This is a genomic window from Mesorhizobium maamorense, assembly GCF_044998965.1.
GTDB lineage: Bacteria > Pseudomonadota > Alphaproteobacteria > Rhizobiales > Rhizobiaceae > Mesorhizobium.
Map to the genome: position 1 here is coordinate 1 of NZ_CP173355.1, position 20,870 is coordinate 20,870.

The 20,870-nt window shown below is 61.7% G+C and carries 19 protein-coding genes and 1 pseudogene; 12 read left to right on the top strand and 8 right to left on the bottom strand.

The genetic code is table 11. The features are described from left to right. Positions 1 to 31 precede the first annotated feature (31 nt). From ACIU1A_RS00005 to ACIU1A_RS00025, 5 genes are all read left to right on the top strand, one after another. Positions 32 to 958, top strand: a complete 927-nt coding sequence (locus ACIU1A_RS00005; protein ID WP_404924670.1) for an ArdC family protein — start codon at positions 32 to 34, stop codon at positions 956 to 958. Next, positions 958 to 1,821: a hypothetical protein gene (locus ACIU1A_RS00010; RefSeq protein ID WP_404924720.1), complete on the top strand. Its 864-nt coding sequence runs from the start codon at positions 958 to 960 to the stop codon at positions 1,819 to 1,821. The genes ACIU1A_RS00005 and ACIU1A_RS00010 overlap by 1 nt, the downstream gene beginning before the upstream one ends. A 666-nt stretch (positions 1,822 to 2,487) precedes the next feature. After that, positions 2,488 to 2,799, top strand: coding sequence for a DUF736 domain-containing protein (locus ACIU1A_RS00015; RefSeq protein ID WP_404924671.1), 312 nt, complete (start codon positions 2,488 to 2,490; stop codon positions 2,797 to 2,799). A 192-nt stretch (positions 2,800 to 2,991) separates the two neighbouring features. Beyond that, positions 2,992 to 3,480: a hypothetical protein gene (locus tag ACIU1A_RS00020; RefSeq protein WP_404924672.1), complete on the top strand. Its 489-nt coding sequence runs from the start codon at positions 2,992 to 2,994 to the stop codon at positions 3,478 to 3,480. A gap of 631 nt (positions 3,481 to 4,111) precedes the next feature. Beyond that, on the top strand, positions 4,112 to 5,074 hold the full coding sequence (locus ACIU1A_RS00025; protein WP_404924673.1) for a DUF4037 domain-containing protein: 963 nt from the start codon (positions 4,112 to 4,114) through the stop codon (positions 5,072 to 5,074). Between the two features lie 238 nt (positions 5,075 to 5,312). Here ACIU1A_RS00025 and ACIU1A_RS00030 read toward each other — a convergent pair whose 3' ends face one another. From ACIU1A_RS00030 to traC, 5 genes are all read right to left on the bottom strand, one after another. After that, complete coding sequence (locus ACIU1A_RS00030) at positions 5,313 to 5,573, bottom strand: WGR domain-containing protein (protein WP_404924674.1); 261 nt, start codon at positions 5,571 to 5,573, stop codon at positions 5,313 to 5,315. A gap of 84 nt (positions 5,574 to 5,657) precedes the next feature. Further along, on the bottom strand, positions 5,658 to 6,044 hold the full coding sequence (locus ACIU1A_RS00035) for a thermonuclease family protein (RefSeq protein WP_404924721.1): 387 nt from the start codon (positions 6,042 to 6,044) through the stop codon (positions 5,658 to 5,660). A gap of 481 nt (positions 6,045 to 6,525) precedes the next feature. After that, positions 6,526 to 8,457 carry a Ti-type conjugative transfer system protein TraG gene (gene traG, locus ACIU1A_RS00040; RefSeq protein ID WP_404924675.1) on the bottom strand — a complete coding sequence of 644 codons (1,932 nt, stop codon included), beginning with the start codon at positions 8,455 to 8,457 and terminating at the stop codon, positions 6,526 to 6,528. Continuing rightward, the gene (traD, locus tag ACIU1A_RS00045; protein WP_404924676.1) at positions 8,444 to 8,659 is read right to left on the bottom strand and encodes a type IV conjugative transfer system coupling protein TraD; all 216 of its coding nucleotides are present in this window, start codon (positions 8,657 to 8,659) and stop codon (positions 8,444 to 8,446) included. Before traD ends, traG begins: the two co-directional genes overlap by 14 nt. 4 nt (positions 8,660 to 8,663) lie before the next feature. Next, the gene (traC, locus tag ACIU1A_RS00050) at positions 8,664 to 8,960 is read right to left on the bottom strand and encodes a conjugal transfer protein TraC (protein WP_404924677.1); all 297 of its coding nucleotides are present in this window, start codon (positions 8,958 to 8,960) and stop codon (positions 8,664 to 8,666) included. A gap of 246 nt (positions 8,961 to 9,206) precedes the next feature. Here traC and traA point away from each other — a divergent pair. From traA to ACIU1A_RS00070, 4 genes and pseudogenes are all read left to right on the top strand, one after another. Then, positions 9,207 to 12,510: pseudogene (gene traA / locus ACIU1A_RS00055) on the top strand (Ti-type conjugative transfer relaxase TraA). Next, the gene (gene traF, locus ACIU1A_RS00060; protein WP_404924678.1) at positions 12,507 to 13,037 is read left to right on the top strand and encodes a conjugative transfer signal peptidase TraF; all 531 of its coding nucleotides are present in this window, start codon (positions 12,507 to 12,509) and stop codon (positions 13,035 to 13,037) included. Before traA ends, traF begins: the two are co-directional and overlap by 4 nt. Then, on the top strand, positions 12,958 to 14,193 hold the full coding sequence (locus tag ACIU1A_RS00065; protein WP_404924679.1) for a conjugal transfer protein TraB: 1,236 nt from the start codon (positions 12,958 to 12,960) through the stop codon (positions 14,191 to 14,193). The genes traF and ACIU1A_RS00065 overlap by 80 nt, the downstream gene beginning before the upstream one ends. 16 nt (positions 14,194 to 14,209) lie before the next feature. Further along, positions 14,210 to 14,839 carry a TraH family protein gene (locus ACIU1A_RS00070; RefSeq protein ID WP_404924680.1) on the top strand — a complete coding sequence of 210 codons (630 nt, stop codon included), beginning with the start codon at positions 14,210 to 14,212 and terminating at the stop codon, positions 14,837 to 14,839. 38 nt (positions 14,840 to 14,877) lie between these two features. Here the strand turns inward: ACIU1A_RS00070 and ACIU1A_RS00075 are convergent, their stop codons facing one another. Then, positions 14,878 to 15,024: a hypothetical protein gene (locus ACIU1A_RS00075; RefSeq protein WP_404924681.1), complete on the bottom strand. Its 147-nt coding sequence runs from the start codon at positions 15,022 to 15,024 to the stop codon at positions 14,878 to 14,880. A 197-nt stretch (positions 15,025 to 15,221) separates the two neighbouring features. On the opposite strand from ACIU1A_RS00075, the gene ACIU1A_RS00080 reads away from it, so the two are divergent. Beyond that, complete coding sequence (locus ACIU1A_RS00080; protein ID WP_404924682.1) at positions 15,222 to 15,530, top strand: transcriptional repressor TraM; 309 nt, start codon at positions 15,222 to 15,224, stop codon at positions 15,528 to 15,530. A 3-nt stretch (positions 15,531 to 15,533) separates the two neighbouring features. On the opposite strand, the gene traR is transcribed toward ACIU1A_RS00080, so the two are convergent. After that, the gene (gene traR, locus ACIU1A_RS00085) at positions 15,534 to 16,238 is read right to left on the bottom strand and encodes a transcriptional regulator TraR (RefSeq protein WP_404924683.1); all 705 of its coding nucleotides are present in this window, start codon (positions 16,236 to 16,238) and stop codon (positions 15,534 to 15,536) included. A 363-nt stretch (positions 16,239 to 16,601) separates the two neighbouring features. On the opposite strand from traR, the gene ACIU1A_RS00090 reads away from it, so the two are divergent. Further along, complete coding sequence (locus tag ACIU1A_RS00090; protein ID WP_404924684.1) at positions 16,602 to 18,197, top strand: RcgA family putative transporter; 1,596 nt, start codon at positions 16,602 to 16,604, stop codon at positions 18,195 to 18,197. Continuing rightward, positions 18,187 to 19,194: an RcgR family putative quorum lactone hydrolase gene (locus ACIU1A_RS00095; protein ID WP_404924685.1), complete on the top strand. Its 1,008-nt coding sequence runs from the start codon at positions 18,187 to 18,189 to the stop codon at positions 19,192 to 19,194. The genes ACIU1A_RS00090 and ACIU1A_RS00095 overlap by 11 nt, the downstream gene beginning before the upstream one ends. A gap of 363 nt (positions 19,195 to 19,557) precedes the next feature. Here ACIU1A_RS00095 and trbI read toward each other — a convergent pair whose 3' ends face one another. Then, entirely contained in the window at positions 19,558 to 20,868 is a 1,311-nt protein-coding gene (gene trbI, locus ACIU1A_RS00100) for an IncP-type conjugal transfer protein TrbI (RefSeq protein ID WP_404924686.1), read from the bottom strand. Positions 20,869 to 20,870 lie beyond the last annotated feature (2 nt).

Below are 20,870 nucleotides of genomic sequence, written 5' to 3' on the forward strand. Positions count from 1 at the left end.
TTGGCGCGGCCTCGAATGGAGGTCCGGAAAAATGGACAGGAAGACCAACAAATCCCGCGTCGATATCTACGCGAAGATCACCGACCGCATCGTCGCGGATCTGGAAAAGGGCGTGCGTCCGTGGGTGAAACCGTGGAGCGCGGCGAACACTACGGGGCGTATCACGCGCCCGCTGCGCCACAATGGATTGCCGTATCAGGGGATCAACACCCTGCTTCTCTGGTCGGAGGCGGTTTCGAGGGGTTTTGTTTCCCCAACCTGGATGACGTTCAAGCAGAGCGTTGAGCTGGGCGGTCATGTCCGCAAAGGCGAAACCGGCTCGATGGTTGTCTATGCCAGCCGAATCGTACGCACCGAAACCGATGCCCATGGCGAAGAGGTCGAGCGCGGGATTCCGTTCCTCAAGGCCTATACCGTATTTTGTGCCGACCAGATCGACGGCTTGCCCGCGCAGTATTACGGCAATCCCGCGCCGGTGTCCGATCCAGTGGAGCGGATCGAACATGCGGATGCCTTCTTCGCAAATACGGGGGCCGTCATCCGCCACGGTGGCGACAAGGCGTATTTCAATCCCGCTCTCGATTTTGTGCAAATGCCGCCGTTCGAGAGTTTCCGCGACGGGCCTGGCTACTATGCGACCCTCGGACACGAAATGACCCATTGGGTCGGGTCGGAAAGGCGGCTTGATCGCAACCTCTCTCGTTATCATAAGGATCGCGAGTTCCGGGCCCACGAAGAGCTCGTGGCCGACCTCGGCGGCTGCTTTTTAGCAGCTGACCTCGGCATCGTGCCAGAGCTCGAGCCGCGGCCTGATCATGCCAGCTACCTGGCAAGCTGGCTCGAAATTCTCAGGAACGAGAAGCGCTTCATCTTTGCCGCGGCGGCCCATGCCCAGCGTGCGGTCAACTATCTGCATGATCTCCAGCCGAGTGCGACACAGGTCGCGGAGGCTGCATGATGTTGCATTCTCCGAGCGTTGCCGGGGGTGGCGCGGAGCCATCCCCCATCCGCCTTCGTGTGCTCAGCCTCGGGGCAGGGGTCCAGTCCACCACGCTCGCGCTGATGGCCGCCCATGGGCATTTCGGCTCATTGGATTGTGCAATCTTCGCCGATACCGGCTGGGAGCCTGCCGCAGTCTACGAGCATCTGCGCTGGCTGATGTCGCCGAACGTCCTGCCGTTCCCGGTGCATATCGTGTCGGCCCGCAATCTTCGGGAGAGCCTGATTGCCGCTGGCAATGGCGAGAGATGGGCCTCGATCCCTGCTTTCACCCGCACCGTCGACCGCCGCGGTAATGTCTCGATCGGCATGATACGGCGACAATGCACCACCACCAGCAAGATCGAACCGATCCGCCGCAAGGTGAGGGAACTGGCTGGTCTCACGCGCAAACGCTCCCCGACATACCCCGTCGTTCACCAGTGGCTGGGCATCTCGATGGACGAGGTGGTGCGCATGAAGCCGAGCCGGGCAGCGTGGCAACTCAACCGCTTCCCCCTCATCGAGAGCCGCATGACCCGGAAGGACTGTCTCGATTGGCTGAAAAGCCATGGCTATCCGAAGCCGCCGAAGAGCGCGTGCATCGGCTGCCCCTTCCACAGCGACGCCATGTGGCGATCCATGCGGAACAACGACCCGGCGGCGTGGGACGATGCCGTGGAGGTGGATCGGGCGATCCGCACCGGCCTGCGTGGCATACGCGGCGAGGTCTTCCTGCATCGCTCCGGCGTTGCCCTCGATGAAGCCGATTTGTCTACAGCGGCCGACCACGGCCAGCTCGACCTCTGGCCGAATGAATGCGAGGGCATGTGCGGTTTGTAATCGTCCCGCCTGGCACACGTTGATGGCTTCAACGCACAGGCGCCCCGCAGCCGGCTGAAGACCCCGCCATGGCACCGGTGAGTTCGGGTAGTTGCCCAAGGGGCCGAGTCAGATCAGCCGGCCCGTGCCGACGTCCAGCCCGAGATGGATACTTCCATGACAGTGTAGCGGGCATCCATCTTGAAGGGGCAGACGCCGGACCCGGACTTTCGCCAGTCGGCCAGTCGTCCTTTGACCGGACAGGAGGCGGCGGTGGCGTCCCTTTTCGGTTGGACGGTCTGTCCTTATGCGATGGTGCCTGACGGGGAGGGACATGTTTGATGACGCCTCACCGTGGCTGCGGTTGCGCTGATCATGCCGATAGGATTCGCCTGTCGTCTGGCCGCGGTTTCATGGAAGGGCGCACCACCTGCGTCCTCGATGTGGCTGGTCTGACCGAAGGCCGTCTTCGCTTCGCTACGCCTCGTTCTCAAACCCGCAACAGCCGGTCGCGACTTTCTTCCCCTGACGGCTGCGCCGCCATTCCGCGCGGAACAAGAAAGCCTCGCCCTGGCTGCCCTCCACTGCGTTGCGTCCCCTGCGGGGTGCGGGCCGATCGCCTCCGGTCTGTCGACCGCCATCGAGGTCGCGATGGTCGCGGCCCGAGAAACTCACGGAGACGACATCATGGCTACCATCGGCACCTTCACTTCCTCGGGCAACGGTTTTACGGGCACGATCAAGACGCTCAACCTCAACGTCCAGGCCAAGCTGGTTCGCATCGAGAGCCCCTCCGACAAGGGCCCGCACTTCCGCATCTTCTCGGGCAATGTCGAGCTGGGTGCGGCCTGGCAGAAGGTCTCCAGGGAAACCGAGCGTGACTACCTCTCGGTCAAGCTGGACGACCCGAGCTTCCCCGCGCCGATCTACGCCACCTTGATCGAGGTGGCAGGCGAGGAAGGCCTGCAGCTGATCTGGTCTCGCCCCAACCGGGACTGATCGCCTCGACGAGGGTTCCGCCGCAAGGCGGGGCCTTCGGCCTTTCCCAAGCGAACGCCGGCAAGCGGAAGGAGCAAGAAATCTCGCCGCCTGCATCCGAGATGACCATCTGGCCACGACGGGAGCCCTCATGACCGGCGTGGTCCTGCTGCCACGCCTCGGCCGCCGGTTGGGCTGCTAGGCGTGGGGCTGTTGGCGGCGGCGCTCATTGCGCTGGCCTTCCTGCTCGACTTCTGGCCGCTCTTTGCAGCGCGCCTGGTTCTGGGCTGCGGTGCGGGTCTCATGTTCATCGTCGCCGAAACGGCGCTGAACACTCGCCGCGGCGCCAGAGCGGCGCGGCCGGATCACGGGGGTCTACACCGCTGCCGGCGCACTTGGTTTCGTGTTCGGTCCGACTCTGATCGCGCTGATGCCCGACCGTCCCGCCGCGCTTCTCCTCGGCTGCGCCGCGATAGCGCTGATGGCGCTGATCCCTTTCGCCGCGAGAAACGGCGGGTGAGCCGCGCGGTCGCGCCGGGATCGGCGCGCCACATCCTGCCCGCGATCGCCTTTCCCTTGGCCTTCGGCTTCTCTTCATCGCGTCGATGGTTGACGCTGTCGCCATCAGCCTCATGCTGGTCATCATGCTCGATCGCGGTTGACGTCTCGCAGGCGGCGCTGCTCGCCATCATGGGACGCTGATCGCTGATCGGGTAAATCTGCGAAACGCGTTGCGGCCAGACAAGGGCGGCAGCGGACCACCGCTTTTCATCACCCTCTGGACGAGGCGTCCACTCATCGGCCTTCATCAAATTTGCAACGATTGACTTCAATTCGACCGTTGAAGCGGCGGCCGGTCTGATCCCGTCGGAGGAACAAGGGCTGCGCCCCCTCCCATGCCGGTGTGAAAATCGCTGCCTCCCCGCAATTATCGTCACTGCACAAATCGGCCTTGGACCAGATACCGATAACCAACTTCGCTCATCCAGCGCGCGCGGGCCAAATGGCTATCATAGATGCGTTTGGCGCGTTCCGGGTGGGCATCGACATCGAACCCAAAAATGATCTCGACAGCCTCCCGCCAGTCGGCCCCGTCCCGCGCTGAGTCGAAGAGGCGCAGATAAGTGATCCTGTGGCGCCAGTCGTAATCGGTTATCGCGTCGACATTCGGGGGGCTGTCTTCGTATGGGGGTATCTCGGCATGGTCTTATCGTTAAGCGGTGCATTGCCGGGTGAGCAAAGGTGCCACAGGGCTGAATGAGAATGAACCCCCTGTGCTCTTCCTGTTCGCCGAGGCTCGCTCTGGGTTGGACCAATATCTGCGAGGTGATCGATGATTCATGGCGTTGGCATTGGCTTGTCGCAACGGTTCTACGAAAGCCTCGTTGCACCTATTCTCCAACAGCATTTTCCCAAACTGCCCCATGCGGCGGCCAGGATCGGCCTCGGGTCGGAGGTGCTTGGCTACGACAGTGATATGTCCGCAGACCACGACGACGGTCCATGCGTGCAGATCTTTCTGCCCGAAGCGGAATTTTCCGAGACAGCCCGGGAGATGATGCGGATCCTGGATCGCAGCTTGCCCGATAGATTCGACTGCTGGCCAGTTCGCTACCCCACGAATGTCCGTCCGTCCGCTGGAGATGCCGGAGCAGGTCTGCTGGGATCAGAACACGGTGTTGAACTATATACATTGTCGGCTTGGTGCGATCGCTTTCTCGGGAGGCAGTTTACAGCTGACATCACCACGCACGATTGGCTTTCCTATCCCGAGCAATTGTTTTTGACCGTGACGGCTGGTGCGGTGTTTCGAGACGACATCGGCGAACTAAGCGCTGTTAGGGATCGCCTTTGCTACTTCCCACGTGACGTGTGGCTTTACAAGCTCGCGGCCCAGTGGGGACGCATCGCCGAGGAGCGCGCCTATATCGGTCGAACCGGGAATGCCGGTGACGAGATTGGCTCCCGCGTAATCGCCGCGCGCATGGTCGGAAATATCATGCGGCTCGCAATGCTGGTCGAGCGCCGCTATGCGCCCTATCCCAAATGGCTTGGCACGGCCTTTTCCCGATTGCCCTGCGCACCCGAACTCACAGAAACTCTCGAGCAAATCCTGTCGGCTCCGGACTGGCGGAAGCGTGAAGCCGGACTCTTCGACGCTTGCTGGTTCATCGCCGAGCTGCAAATGGCAAGAGGCGTGCCCGGCGCGATTGCTCCATCTGTCGGGTCACTTCACAACCGACCGTTTCGGTTTGTCGATTCCTGCAGATCGGCAATGCGCTTCGATCTGCCATAGCGGATGATGAATTGCGGGAACTGCCGGAATTTGGGGCGGCTGACCAGTTCATCAGCAGCAATTTCGTTCTCGCCGTCCCGAGCTTCTCGAGAGCAGCGGTAACTGCATCGCTGGATTTGAAGGCGGAACTCAAGTAACCAACGCAAGCATTGATCTAATCTTGCCCGAACGGCTTGGTCCGCTTCGGGCTCGATCGGGTGGTTCACGGCATGTGCTGCCAAATGGGCGCAAAGAGTCCTCAGGCTTCCGGCGGCTGGGCATCGCGGTAGCCCCTTCGCCTCTTGCCCCGCTCGAGGCGAACCAGGGCGCTGTCCGCCTCTTCCGACTGATCGAATGTCTGCACCATCGACTGGCCGTTCGTTCCGATGCGGCCCCAATTGCGGATGACCGAAGCGCCTCCGAACAGCGTTGGCTGGATCGCCAGCACATAGAAGCGCCGCATGTTTTGTGCCGGGTTGATGCGGCGAAGATGAACGGGTCCGGTTTCCTTGCTCGACATGGCGCGACTCTCGCTTCCTTCGGAAGCGCCGTCCAACGACTTTCCTGAATCGATCCCTGCCGACCGATTCACGCTGCTGATGCGTCAGTCGCACCAGTTCCGCCGGCCGCCGTCCCAGCGGCGTGCAAGGCCCTCTGCGATCAATGTCTCGCCGATCGATCGCCCGTTCCTGGTCACGGTTCGCAGCTTTCGCCCATGTCGATCCTCGTCGCGCCAGCCGGCCACCAATGAGAACTTTCCTGCATTCAGCAATTCCCGCAACCTGCGCTTCGCCGTCTCACCCTTTGTCCGCTCTGCCTCGCAACGAGGCGGGCTCAGCTCCGGCGTGTCGATATCGGCTATCCTGGTCTTCACACCCTGATGCCAGAACGTGTCGCCATCCACCACGCAGGTCACGCGGGGACCGTCGCCGCAAATCGGAAACGAAACCGAAAGCAAGTCCTGTCGCGGTGCCGAGACTAGGGCCGCCATACGCTCGATCCCGCCCGCTTGGCTGAGCTGGTAAGCGCCAAATGCCGCCGCCGCGACGAGTGCGCCGACGACCACCTTCGCAATCGCCGATCCGATTTTCCGACGCGATGATTTCCTCCGATAGACGGACTGTTTCCCGCGCGGCGTCTTCGGCTGCCCGAAGCGCGGTCTTTTCTTCTGCCGGAATCTGACGACGGTATTCAACGAGGGCATGCCTCCCTGCTTGGCTTCCGAGGTTTTCGCAGGATGCGGTTTCGATCACCTTACGGGCATCGTTCAACTTTCCCACATCTCAGAGGGCAGAAATGGCCACCTGAGCTGAATCGGATTTGGGCGAGCCGCCTACGGCGGACGGCTCTACTCGCGCCGAAAAAGGCGGCGCTCACCGAACCCGCTAAAACGGTTTCGGCGCGTTCGCGTGACGATCCTCTCGCAGCAGACATGACGTTCGGACGAGGGAAGCCTGATTGGCGTTGGGCAATCAGCCACTGTCACCGCCTTCGCTCCGATGGAACCGGTTGGTTCCGACGCAGGCCTTCATGTCGTCGCGGCGAAACCAGATTGCGCGCCCGCAGCGCAGCGGCGGGTTGCCCGCGATGAACACGATCTGCTCGTCGGCGCGCATCCGCATGACCTCATGCGGCAGGATCAGCGGACGGCGCGTGAGCTGCTTCGATCGGGACCGCGACGACCCCCTCATTCCGGAGGAGCGGTTTGTCTGGTCGACCTCGACCGTTGTGTCGCCGCAGCGCTTCGAAAGATACTCTGCGGTCTCCGGATCGTTGATCGCCGCGAACGAGATCCAGGATGCGGACTCGAACCATTTCGAGCTGGCGTCGCGGCCGCCATAGGCCTCGCGCATCTGGCCGATCGACTGAAAGATCAGCGTCAGGCTGATGCCGTATTTACGCCCAGCGTCGCGCGCGGTTTCGAGGATGCGCAGATAGCCGAGACGGGCGACCTCGTCGAGCAGGAACAGGGTTTTAGCCGCGACCTCGCCATTGCGGTTATAGATCGCATTGAGGAAGGAGCCGATTACCACCCGCGCCAGCCCCGGATGAGCTTCCAGCACCTTCAGATCCAGAGCGATGAAGATATCCGTGCCGCCGCCCGCGAGCTCGTCGGTCGAGAAGCTGTCGCCCGAGACGACGGCGGCATAGTTCGGATAGGAGAGCCAGTGCGTCTCCTTCACCGCATTGGCGTAGACGCCGCTGAACGTCTCCGGCGTCATGTTGACGAAGACCGCGACGTTCTCGCGCACGAAGGCGGATTCCGATTGCTCGTAAATCCGCGTCAGCCGCTCGCGCAGCTTCGGCTCAGGTTCCGAGAGATTGGCGCGGACACGGCGCAGTGTCTGATCATTTTCTTCCGTATGCCCCGACAGGCAGACGTCGGCGATCAGCGCGGTCAGGAGCTGCATGGCCGAGGCGCGGAAGAAGTCGTCGCGCGCGGATGCAGCCCGCGCATTGTCGGTCATGATCCATGTCGCGACCGCGACGATGTCTTCTTCCCGCGTTGCCCCGAAGCGGCCGATCCAGTCGAGCGCGTTGAAGCCAGTGGCGGGGCTGGCCGGATCGAGCACGAGCACCTTCCGACCCGCCCTGCGCCGGTGATCGACGACCATCGGCGCGACCTCGCTCGACGGATCGAGCACGATGAGACCGCCGCCCCATTTGAGCGCGGTCGGGATTGTCACCGAGGTCGTCTTGAAACCGCCGGACCCGGCGAAGACGATGCCGTGCGACGAGCCGAACGAGCCGTCGAAACAAAGCAGCGGGCTCTTTCCGCCGGCACCCCATGTCTCCCGCGCCTCTGCCCGGAACGACACGGCCATCACGCTGTCGCGGTCGACACGATAGCGTTCGCCGATGACGATGCCGCCCGCATCCGGAAATATCCTTGCGGCCTCGGCCATGCCCATCCAGTCCGCCTCGCCATGGACCGCACGCCTACCATGGATACGGCGCGGAGCAGGCCTCGCGAAGGCGGCATTGCCCTTCACGGCGACGCGCAGCGCGAACACGCCGGCGAGGAAGGCGGCGAAGGCGCCGAGCACCGTCGCCGGGTCCGCATAGGCGAAGACGGATTGGCCCGATGGGATATTGCTGGCAATTCCCGCAAGGCGGACTGCCTCGCGCATCAACGCGATCAGAATCGCCGCCACGCTCCCGGTGACGACGCCCCGACCCGCCGCCTTGATGTTGGCCGCGCCGTTGGCTGCGAACAGGAAGATCACGCCGATCGCGGCCGCCGTCACATAGGGCAAAGCGAGACCGATGCGTCCGAGCATCAGCTTCGCCTGCGCCGTCTTGCCGAAGGCTGCGAGCCAGTGCTCGATCCCCGGCATGATGATGGTCACCCCGACCATCATCGTCGCCGGGATCAGGGCGAGGACAATCCTATTCGCCGTCACGGCCGAAGGCCTCCGCGCCGATTGCGATCAGGCGCAAGCGCTCCGCATCGTCGCCCTTGATGCGCTGGCTTGCGTCGATCAGCAGGCCGAGCAGCAGGGCTCGCTTCTCGTGACGGAGACCAGCTTTCGCGATCAGGCCGCCGAGCTCGATCTTCTCGCGCGTATCCTTCTTTCGGGCGTCGGTCGCTTGGCTCCGGCGCATTCGCTCAAGCCTCGCTACCACTGCCCGCAGCCGCGCCAGTTGCGACCGTCGCGGGCGGAGCGCCTGCAGTCCTGCCCTCACCGGTGTTTCTCTTTCCGGTCGCAGCTCCCTTGCCCCAACGAAAGCGCCCGGCGATTTCCTCGAACGCCTCCTGAAGCGTGGCCTCCTCGATCTCGATCTCGCCGAGTCCGGCTTTCAGCGCGATCCGGCCGATGCGCTCGGCCTCGCGCGTCTCGGCCTGCTTGAGCTGGTCCTGCAGGCGGGCGATTTCCTCACGTATTTTCGACGACGGCTTCTTCATTCCGGTCGCGTCTCCTTGAAGTCAGGTGGCGTTTGTTTCGCCGCAAGACTTTCTCAAAAGCACGTCCGGAGGAACGTGCAGATTTGCACGTCGGCAAGGCCGACACTTTGGAGGATCATCCCGCCGTTCCGAAGGAGCGGATCCAAGGGCGCAATTATACGTCGCTGATGCGACGCCGTGCGTTGAGGTCTGACGCGGCCCGCCGCTCCCGACGAACGAGGTTCGCATTCGGGAGTTTTCGTCGCCGTGGCCATTGCCCATTTCTCCGTCAGCATCGTCAGCCGCGGCGACGGTCGCAGCGCGGTGCTGTCGGCGGCCTACCGGCATTGCGCGCGAATGGACTACGAACGCGAGGCGCGGACGATCGACTATTCGCGCAAGCAGGGCCTGGTGCATGAGGAGTTCCTGCTGCCGGCCGATGCGCCGCATTGGGCGCGCAAGCTGATCGCGGACCGGTCTGTCACTGGTGCGGCGGAAGCCTTCTGGAACAAGGTCGAGGCGTTCGAGAAGCGTGTCGACGCGCAGCTCGCAAAGGACCTCACCATTGCCCTGCCGCTGGAGCTCTCGGTCGAACAGAACATCGCGCTCGTCCACGACTTCGTGGAAAAACACATCCTGTCGAAGGGTATGGTCGCCGACTGGGTCTACCACGACAACCCCGGCAATCCACATATCCACCTGATGACGACGCTGCGGCCTCTCACCGAAGAAGGTTTTGGCGCCAAGAAGGTCGCGGTCATCGGCGAAGATGGGAAGCCCCTGCGAACAAAGACTGGCAAGATTGTCTACGAGTTATGGGGCGGCGACGCTCAGGACTTCAACGCGTTTCGCGATGCCTGGTTCGAACGGCAGAACCACCATCTCGCGCTCAATGGGATCGCGCTGCAGGTCGATGGCCGGTCCTATGAAAAGCAGGGCATCGAGCTCGCGCCGACGATCCATGTCGGCGTTGGTGCCCAGGCGATCCAGCGCAAGGCAACAGCGGAAGGGTGGAAGCCATCGCTGGAGAGGCTCGATCTGCAGGAGGAGCGGAAGGCTGAGAACCTGCGCCGCATTCAGGCCCGTCCGGAGATCGTGCTCGATCTCGTTACCCGCGAGAAAAGCGTCTTCGATGAACGCGATATCGCGAAGGTGCTGCATCGCTATGTCGACGATCCGGCAGTATTCCATCAGCTCCTGACGCGCATCATCCAGCGCCCGGAGGTGTTGCGCCTGCAGCGCGACACGGTGGCGTTTGCAACCGGAGAAAGGGTGTCGGCGCGATACACGACGCGGGAGCTCATCCGGCTCGAAGCCGGGATGGCGCGGCGTTCGGTCTGGCTCGCCGAACGGGAAACCCACGGCGTTCCGGAGAAGATGCTGGGCGCGACGTTTCGGCGTCACTCGCGTCTGTCCGAGGAGCAGCGCACCGCCATCGACCATGTCGTCGGTCCCGCCCGTATCGCCACTGTCGTTGGCCGCGCCGGCGCCGGCAAGACCACCATGATGAAGGCCGCCCGCGAGGCATGGGAACTTGCCGGATACCGTGTTGTCGGCGCAGCACTCGCCGGCAAGGCGGCAGAGGGTCTGGAGAAGGAAGCAGGGATCGTCAGCCGCACTCTGGCGTCGTGGGAGCTACGCTGGGAAAAGGGCCGGGACACGCTCGATGCCAAGACGGTGTTCGTCATGGACGAGGCCGGCATGGTCGCCTCGAAGCAGATGGCCGGATTCGTCGAGGCCGTCGTCAGGGCAGGCGCCAAGCTCGTTCTGGTCGGCGATCCGGAGCAACTGCAGCCGATCGAGGCGGGCGCCGCTTTCCGCGCCATCGTCGGCCGCATCGGCTATGCTGAGCTCGAAACGATCTATCGCCAGCGCGAGGACTGGATGCGTAAGGCCTCCCTCGATCTGGCGCGCGGCCGTGTCGACCAGGCGCTTGCTGCTTATCGCTCACAGGGCAGGGTGCTCGGTTCGGAGCTGAAGGCTGAGGCTGTCGAGAACCTGATCGCCGATTGGAACCGCGACTACGATCCGGCGAAGTCCACGCTGATTCTCGCGCATCTGCGCCGCGACGTGCGCATGCTCAACGAGCTCGCGCGCGAGAAGCTGGTTGAGCGCAGCATCCTCAGTGCGGGCCACGGTTTCCAGGACCGCCGACGGCATCCGCCATTTCGGCGCCGGCGACCAGATCGTCTTCCTGAAAAACGAGGGCTCGCTCGGCGTAAAAAACGGCATGATCGGGCGCGTGGTCGAAGCCGCGCCGAACCGTATCACGGTTATGGTCGGGGAGGGCGATCAGCGCCGCCAGGTGACGGTCGAACAGCGCTTCTACAACAAACTCGACCACGGCTATGCCACCACCATTCACAAAGCCCAAGGCGCGACCGTTGAACGGGTGAAGGTGCTAGCCTCCCTCTCGCTGGATCGCCATCTGACCTATGTCGCGATGACCCGTCATCGCGAGGATCTGCAGGTCTACTATGGCCGCCGCTCCTTCGCCTTCAATGGCGGCCTGACGAAGATCCTGTCACGTCGGAATGCCAAGGAAACCACGCTCGATTACGAGCGCGGCACGCTCTACCGTCACGCGCTCGCCTTCGCCGAAAACCGCGGCCTGCACATCGTCCAGGTCGCCCGGACGCTACTGCGCGACCGGCTCGACTGGACGCTGCGCCAGGGCTCTAAGCTCGCGGATCTGGCGATCCGCTTTCGTGCGGCGGGTGAGCGCCTCGGCCTGCTGCAGACCCCCTCAATGCAAATGAAGAAGGAGGCCCGTCCGATGGTTGCCGGCGTGAAGCTGTTCCCCACATCTCTGGGTGACGCCGTTGAGCATAAGCTTGCGGGCGACCCTGCTCTCAATATGCAGTGGGAGGAGGTCTCAACGCGGTTCCGCTACGTCTTCGCCGATCCCGAGACCGCCTTCCGGATGATGAACTTCGACGCGGTCCTGGCCGACGGCCGAACGGCGGCGCAGACGCTTCAGAGGCTCGCGACGGATCCGGTATCGATCGGTCCGCTCATCGGCAAGACCGGCCTTCTCGCCAGCAAGGCGGATCGCGAAGCCCGCCGCGTCGCCGACGTCAACGCGCCGGCGCTGAAGCGCGACATCGAGCGCTATCTTAAGATGCGTGAGAGAGCCCTGCAGCGCATCGAGGGTGAGGAGAAGACGCTGCGCGAGCGCGTGTCAATCGACATTCCGGCGCTGTCGCCTGCCGCGCGTAGCGTCCTGGAACGGGTGCGCGACGCCATCGACCGCAACGACCTTCCCGCAGCCCTGGGATACGCGCTCAGCAATCGCGAGGCAAAGCTCGAGATCGACGGCTTCAACAAGGCGGTGGCGGAACGGTTCGGCGAACGCACGCTCCTGACCAACGCCGCGCGCAATCCCACAGGCCAACTCTTCGACAAGCTCGCCGGAGGGCTCCAGCCCCAGGAAAAGGAACAGCTGAAAGAGGCATGGCCGGTAATGCGGACCGCACAGCAGCTCGCAGCCCACGAGCGCACCGCCGCGACGCTGAAGCAGGCCGAGGACTTGGCGCTCTCGCAGCGCCAGACCTCGGTGATGAAGCAATGACGAGGCGTGGTGTCACGGCGGCGCTCTGCGCGACCGGCAGCATCATCGGCGCGCTGGCGGCGATCGGTTTTATCGGCGGCTTTCGGTTGAATCTCACGCCGAGCGAGCCGCTCGGGATCTGGCGCATCGAGCCGCTTCATCGAGCCGCCATTGCCGGGGACCTTGTGTTCATCTGCCCTCCGGCCAAGCCGCGGTTCGAGGAAGCACGACAGCGCGGCTATCTCCGGTGTGGCGTCTGCGCCGGCGGCTTTGCCCCGCTCATCAAGACTGTCGCAGCGCTTCCCGGTCAGCGCATCGACATCGGCGTCAACGTCGAGATCGACGGCGAGGTGCTTGGCTCGTCCCGCATACGTAAGACGGACGGAGAGGGCAGGGCGATCGACCCCTACCCCGGAGGCACCGTGCCGCCGGGCCATCTCTATCTCCACTCATCCTTTGCGAGCTCCTATGACTCCCGATATTTTGGGCCGGTACCGGATAGCGGCCTTCTCGGCCTCGCCCGGCCGGTCGTCTCCTTCGATCCGTAACCGCTGGCGTGGGCCGGTCCTGATCGTCTTGTCGATTGTGGTGGGCAAAGTCGGCTGGAGCGGAACTGTGCTGACCCTCCCGGTCGCGATGGTCTTCCCGCTGCTCTGGGCGAAGTCGCCGTCGCGCGTTGTCGCGGCCGCCGTCTCGGCAGGCTATTTCCTCGCCGCCTCACGCGGCCTGCCACAGGGTGTCGCGACCTTCTATGCCGCCGATCTCTGGCCGGGCCTCCTGCTTTGGGTGATGGCGTCGGCCTCCTTCGTCACCGTGCATGCTGTGCTCTGGACAGGGCATCCGGGAAAGGGAAGGGCGGTGCGGTATCTGGCGGCGGCGGTGCTGATGGGGCTGCCGCCCTTCGGCATCACCGGCTGGGCACACCCTTTGGCGGCCGCGGGCGTGCTCTTTCCGGGATGGGGATGGTGGGGCCTCGCCGCAACTGCGGCCAGTATCGCTATGTTGACATCGCGATACTGGCCAGCAGCCGTCATTGCCGTGGGAGGTTTTTGGCTTTGGTCCGCCGCAACGTGGACAGAACCTTCCCTACCGTACGGATGGAAGGGCGTCGACCTCGAACTGGGCCAGAGCCTCGGGCGTGACGGTTCGCTCGAGCATCACCGTGGCCTGATCGCAACAGTTCACGCTCGGGCAGCCGAGGGAAGCCGATTCATCGTTCTTCCCGAGAGCGCGCTGGGCTTCTGGACGCCGACTGTTGCGCGTCTCTGGCAGGAGGGCTTACGCGGGTCCGACATCACCGTGGTCGCCGGCGCGGCCGTGATCGACGCGGCCGGCTACGACAATGTCATGGTGGCGATCTCCGCCGACGAGGCGCGCATCCTCTATCGCGAACGCGTGCCCGTCCCGGTCTCCATGTGGCAACCATGGCGGGCCTGGACGGGGCAGGGCGGCGGCGCCCGAGCGTACCTCTTTGCCAATCCAGCCGTCGAGCTTGCGGGCACGAGGATCGCGCCGCTGGTCTGCTACGAGCAGCTTATCCTCTGGCCGGCGCTCCAGTCGATGCTGCACGCCCCGGACGTCATCCTGGCGACCGGCAACGGCTGGTGGACCGCCGGCACCTCGATCGTCGCCATCCAGCGGGGCAGTGCGGTCGCCTGGGCGAAGCTCTTCAACCGTCCATTGGTGCAGGCCTTCAACACATGAGCAAAGGAGAACCGGGATGGTCGACGCCGCCCTCATTCAGCAATGCGCCGATCGGGCTCTGAAGCCAGCGATCGCCGAGACGTTCGTCGAGCGGGCAGGCTCTCAGGATCCTCTCGCCGTCACGGTTCGGTCGGGGAGCCGGGTCGTGCTGGTTCCGAAGCCAGCCACGCCGGACGAGGCCTTGGCTTTGATCCGACAGCATGTCGGCCGCAGCGTCGTGCGGGTCGGGATCACGCAATATCCAGCCGGCCTCGGCGTCGTTGAGGCGGGCGAACTCCAGCCCGACCTGGTCGATGCCTGCGCCAATCTCAGGATGGGTACGGCGCTGTTCGCCAAGGTCTTCCGGATCGTCACCAAATGGTACGGCAACCCCACCGAAAAGGAGGTGCTGCCGCAGGTGTTCGACGATGCGATCATCGCCTGGCAGACCGGCTACTTCGAAGGCACGGCCGTATTTCAGGCGCCCGACCCCACAGAAGTGAAGCTGGCCCAGCCGACGCCGCCGAGTGAAGGTGAATCCGCCGAGCAGCGTGGCGACAAAACGGCGGCTGGCGGAACCGATCCTGCGCGTGAAGCCGCGACCACCGACCCGAATAAAGCAGGCATTCGGATTGACCTGTCGGGTATCGGCGCTCGTGAAAAATAGCAGCCATCGCAAATAAACGATCAATAGATTGTCCTTGCTCACTTGGCTGTCAGCTGTGTGACGGCCTCCGGCGTGTTGGCAATCTGGCCGAAGAAACGCGCTTCCACCCGGCCGGCGTCAGCTACCGCGGCGGAAATAGTGTCTTTGTGGACATCCAGTCCGAAATAGGAGGTAGTTGTCATCATTTCCCTCCTGTTGTCGTGGCAGTGAATATCGTACGTGCCGTCGCATTCTGGCGGCCGCAGGTGACGCGCACCTGGGCGGAAGGAGCAGGGGGTCGAAAGGTCTCAGAGCCGGGTCATCTCGGATCCTAACCCCGGCTAGGGTTCAAAGGGCTCGTCGTCAGCGGGGGCGTACCGCAGCCAAACCTAAGGGGACTGGAATGGAATCGGACGACGCGACGTTGAAGGAAAAATTCGAGCTTCGGCCGATAGTGGGGCTCACGAGCGGACTTCCCCCGACCGACCTGGAGACCCTCACGATCGCCGCCATCCGAACCCACCGGCGTCTGGTAGATAAGGCCGATCAACTTTTCCAGGCATTACCTGAGGAGTATAAGTCACGAAATGTGATCGGCGGCGCTCGGCATCTCTGTTACATCGAGGCCAGTATGGAGATGCACGCGCAGATGAGCGTTGTGAACACGCTGATCAGCATTCTCGGCTATATCCCGAAGGCATCGGTGAACTGAGCTTCAGATCAACTTTCTGCGGATGGCGAGGGCAGTCAGGTGCGTCGTTGTATGGACGTCGAAGCGCTTCTTGGTCTCGGCAAGTTTGACGCGTACGCTGTTGTACTTTACTCCCTCCAGTTCCGCCACTTCCTCCATCGTTTTGCCGACGGCGATCCAGCGAAGATAGGTGGCCTCCTTGGGGTCAAGATAGGCAGCCCTTTCGACGCTGGGCGTTGCCTGCAGGAAGGTGATGCGGGCATGGAGCTGGGCGACCGCCGTTGCCGCGGCAACGGCGTCGATCTCCCGGTCGAGCTCGATTGTCAGCTTCTCCGAGGCCAGGGTGAACATCGACATCGAACCGTTCGCCGTTCTGACGGGGATGGTTATGCCGGAGCGGATCCCGAAATCAGCCGCGTGCGCGTAAAACGCGCGTTGGACTTTTGAAAGCCGCGGCCTCTCCTGATCGCCGCTCCACGTGAAGGTCCGCTTCATGGTTTTCGCGCGTCCTACGACCGGATCGAGCGCAGAATAATTTCGTCCGAAGTATAGCGACTGCCACTCTGGATGATAGTTCGAAATCGCGAGCGTATGGCCGGGCTGGATGTTGAGATAGGCATACCCGCCAAAGCCGATCTGTTCAGCCAGGCCAGCCAGAGCATCCTTAAGGTGGCGTTGATCGCCTTCGACAGCGGTAAGGTCAGTCAGCTTATCCAGCCAGTGCTGCATTCGTTTTCCTCCCTGAACGCATCGGCGATTTCGTGTGATCCCCCGATGGCCAGTCAATGCGGCGAGAACGGGCCTTCAACTTCTCATGTGGTGCGCCCGCTACGATCGGTTCGGCAAAGCGGACCAGCCTTCATACCGGATCACTTCGTTCCGACGTAGGGTCGTTCCGGCGTAGGGGACATTTGCCATGCTCAGCTCGCATGACCGACGCAACAACCGTGTTCAGCCTCTCCAGCGGGTCGCCGGTATTCGATCCTCTCCCGTGCCGGCCAAAATCGAGTTGATAAAAACGTTGATCAAGGACGAGAGCACGATAGGATACGAAGGCCAGCGAAACCAAACGAAAGCAGCTCCTGTAAGCCATTGATTAAGAATGGAAAAATATTTCTCCCTCCGCCGGGAGACGAGAGTGATTTCAAAGAATTATTCAAGCGGTTGGCCGCGGCGGGTGCTGGTAGGCCATTGGGCAAGGACGGGTTTCCTGCAGGCCCATGGACGCCCGAGCTTCTCGCAGAGGCGATTTCACAGATCGATTCCAACCGGCTTGGGGTCGATCTGCGAACGGTGCAGCTTTGGTTTCAAGAGAACGAGAAGGGAATTAGCACTGCCAATATTCGTTGGCTGGCGAGGGTTTTTGGGTGCGATGATCCGGTGGCAACCAGCGAATGGCAGATGGAGCTTAGTGCGGCGCAATCGCGGTTATCGGCCAAGAGACGAGAATGGAAGAGAGCCGGAAGCAGCGTTGCACAGGAGATTCCAGATACAGCACTGGCTGCGACCTTCCATGACGACTCTGCGTCTCCGGCTGACGCCAAGGGGCCGAGGCGGCGTTTTAGTTTGGCGAGGAAATCGGAGGCGTTTTTTAGTCACGGATCTCCCCTGAATTTACCGGCGTCGGTATTTGCGGGTGTCACCGCTCTTGGGTTTTTGTCGTATATTACGGGGATTCACAGCGTGACATATGGCCGGGCGGATGGCGTCGTTAAGCAGGTTGGGTTTCTTTGGACAGCGAATTGGACATTCGTCTTCATGGTATTTTTGCCACTGTTTTTCGCCTTCGTGACCGAGCTAGTGATCTTTTGGAAAGATGAAGGCCGTCCAAAGCTTGGAGCGCAGGGCGACAAGATGAAAAGCGACGATGCCTGGGCGCGCAGCGTAGAAGCTTCTTCGTATTCATATTTGGCGGTTTTTTTGATTTGTGTGCTGTTCGCCGGTCTTTTTCAGTGGATCGGCGTGTGTTTGATCCCGTTGATGCAAGGCGGTGGCAACTATGCGACGGATTGGGGCTCGTTAGCGATTGTGCGCCCTGAGGTCATATCGGTGCCGGAAGCGGTCGTATTCACGGGGCTCGCTTACCTATACATGTGCCTGTGCTTTTATCTGTTCTTCGTAGGGCTAATTTTGCTTTATACGGTGATCCATGATCTTTGGAGAATTGGAGAAGCAGCGAGTGATCGTCCGGAGGTGGATTATCAACACGAGCTCAATGAAGCCAGCCTCAGGGTTATGCGTGGGATTTTTCGGTGTACTGTTTTGGGGGTTCTGATCGCCGTAGTCATGAAGGTCCAGAGTGCTTACCTGACTTCGCGTGGAGAGAATATTGTGGCTTGGTTGGTCGGTGATATGTCTTCCGCCTTCTATGGGCGAAATGATGTGAGCGCCGGGATAAGCTATCGTAGGCCGACCCATTACAGTAGCCTTCTTATCGCTATTTCGACCTGTGTTGTATTTCTGTACGGCTCCATCCGTTTAGGTGTCGAACGTCGGTTTTGTATGCCTTTATGGAGTATGTCAGCGATCGTAGCGTTACTCGTGGCTGGCTACTTGCTGATCGATGCATTTGCTGGCTTTTCGATCCTTCTGGGCGTTGGAGTGCTGCTCGCAATATACGGCCTGTTTGATCCAGGGTTGGGGCGATGGCGAGCGAGTAAGTTAGGAATCAATCAGAGTGTTTCATAGTTGGCTCGATCGTTGGGACGAACGCCGGGCCCTTCGCGGAGAGGAAGGGAAGAAACCAACGGATTTCGTCCTTGACGCGGAACGCGCCTTTCCAGGTACGAAGAAGATAGCAAATATCGAGGAGTTTTGTGTCCTTGCCGAACAGGCCGTGGCTGATCCAGCCTTTTTCGATAAGCCGAGCGGGAGCGATCAGGGTTTTGAAAGGCAAGACGGGTGGCTCAAATTTCCATCGGATGTTTCTACCGACATCGAAGAGAATAATGTAGTCTGGGCGAAAATCACAGAAAGCGGTTCGTTCGATCAGGCGATGGTGATTTTTCACCATTGGAATGCAAACGCGCGGAAACGTCAGATTGCCAACTTTTTCTCTCTGCGTGGCATTACGGTTGTCGAGATTGCTATGCCTTATCACTTCGAACGCAGCCGTCCCGGCTCCGTGCGCGCCGACTATATGCTTAGCCCTAATCTCGGTCGAACGATCCAGTCTGTAAGGCAGGCAGTGTTGGATGGCCGAAAACTCATATGCTGGTTGAAAAGCGAAGGCTATGGAGAGATTTCGGTTCTCGGTATGAGCTTAGGCTCCTGGGTTGCGGCCATAGTCGCGGCACACGACTTGGCTGTGTCAAAAGCTTCGTTGTTTCTGACGGCGGGGAGTCTAGCGGATATGGTTTGGACAGGCCGCGCGACACGATCGTTACGCGACAGCCTTGAGCCTGAGATTGAGCTGACCGATCTCAGAAGGGCCTGGGGTCCACTTAACCTGGAGAATTACGCGCCTAGTTTGGCACGGCCTGATCTCGATCTTCACGTTGTGTTGGCCAAGAGAGACAAAGTGGTGTTGCCAGAGCTATCGGAGAGGTTCATGCAGAGGCTGAAGGACGCCGGGGCGAGGCCAAATATTTTGGAATTAAACTGTGGTCACTATTCGCTCGCCATGCCGCCTTACATTTTGCTGGCCGGTTTGAGCTTGAAGCGGTTACTAAGGCGCGGCCGTTGAGCGGTTTCTGTCGTCTGCTGACAAGTCGGCCCGGCGAGCATGAGTTTGGCGTTGGCGGTCAGTTCACCAGCAAATTCTCTGGTAGGCGTCACGACACGGCTCAGATCGATATCGCGGCATCTTTTCGACCAAGGCCGGAAACCATGTCTGTGAACCGGCGACACAGCGGGATCCCACCCGCCACTGAGATTTCAATGCCTTGTCGTGCCGATCGGCGCGAAAACTCGCGTAAACCCCACGCCGATTGAAACTTCGCTGCTTGAAGTCTCCAGCCTCTCCAAACCCTATGGCACTCAGGTCGGGTCAGGGGTCGAATTGGCAGGCAAGCCTCGACCGAGGCCGCTCCGCCATCACATCCCGTCGTCAACCTTTGTAACTGCCCGGAAAAACAATGTCCTGGTCGACGAGCACATTGAACTTGTAGCCTGGCCGGATCTCGAGCGTTGGCTGCACGTCCATGTTTCTCTGAATGGTTCGATCGGCGACACGCCCGAATGTCTCGGCGAAGTTTCGTCTTGCGGCATCCGAGGCCGTCTCTTGCGTCGCGAGTGTGGAGCTCTGCGGGATTGCCATGTCCATGCCCGTGCCGATCATCGCGATGAGGATGGCCGAACCGAAGGTCTGAAGCCACTTCCGGTCGACCTTGTCGCGGTAGCCGCTGTAGCCTTGGGCATCAGAGCCCGCCATGCCGCCGATCTGCAGCGTGGAGCCGTTCGGGAAGATGATGTCCGTCCAGACGACGAGCACGCGGCTCTGGCCGAACGACACCTCGCTGTCGTAGCGTCCGAACAGCTTTGTTCCCTGTGGGATCAGAAGGCGATGTCCAGTTGCTGAATCATAGACGTTCTGGCTCACCTGGGCGGTAATGCGACCGGGAAGGTCGGAATTGATGCCGGTGATCAATGTCGCGGGGATAACCGAGCCACGCTTGAGCTCATATGGTGACTGCTGCGGCACAACACGGTTCGGCAGATAGCCAAGCTCCTTGAGGTCCGCGTTGAAGAAATCCTCCTTGGTCTTCTGGGCATTTGGATCGACATTTTGCCCGCCGAGACCAGCGCGCAGAGCTGCCGCATATAGGTCGGACGCAGCACCAGTCGTCGTCTCGGTGGAAATTGCGTTTGTTGTCGTGGCGGCCGCAGCGGTCGTATCCCCTCCCCGACTGTCGAACTTGCTGTGGTCCGCCGTGATCGGCGAGTCATAGGCCGCGTCATTAGCCTGAAGCCGGGCCATCCTCTGGCGATGGCGCTCCCGGAGGTACTGTTCTTCCTGCTCTCGCTGCAGCCGGGCTCGCCAGACCTGTTCGGGCTCCAACTCCTGTGCCAGCCGTGCATCTTGCTGTGGCGTGAACGGGTTGACGGCGGGCTCCTTCTCAACTTGCGTCTCCACAGGTGTCGGCTGCAGCGTCGTTGTTTGCTGTGGTTCTCCGATGATGGCGTCGCCCACACCTCGCTTAAGCTGGTCGGCGAAGGTCGATGCCGGATTGCCGGAGCCATCGCCCGGGCCGGTGTTCTGGCGGACAAGCAGGCCGCGCGATGTGAGACCGTAGAAGATCACGCCGAGGAAGGCGATGACGAGCACGATCACGATGATGATAGGCAGTCGATTGATGCGCCGGATGCCGGCCTCGGAGTCCTTGTTTGGCGCACGGCCGAGCTTAAGAGATTGCACCATGG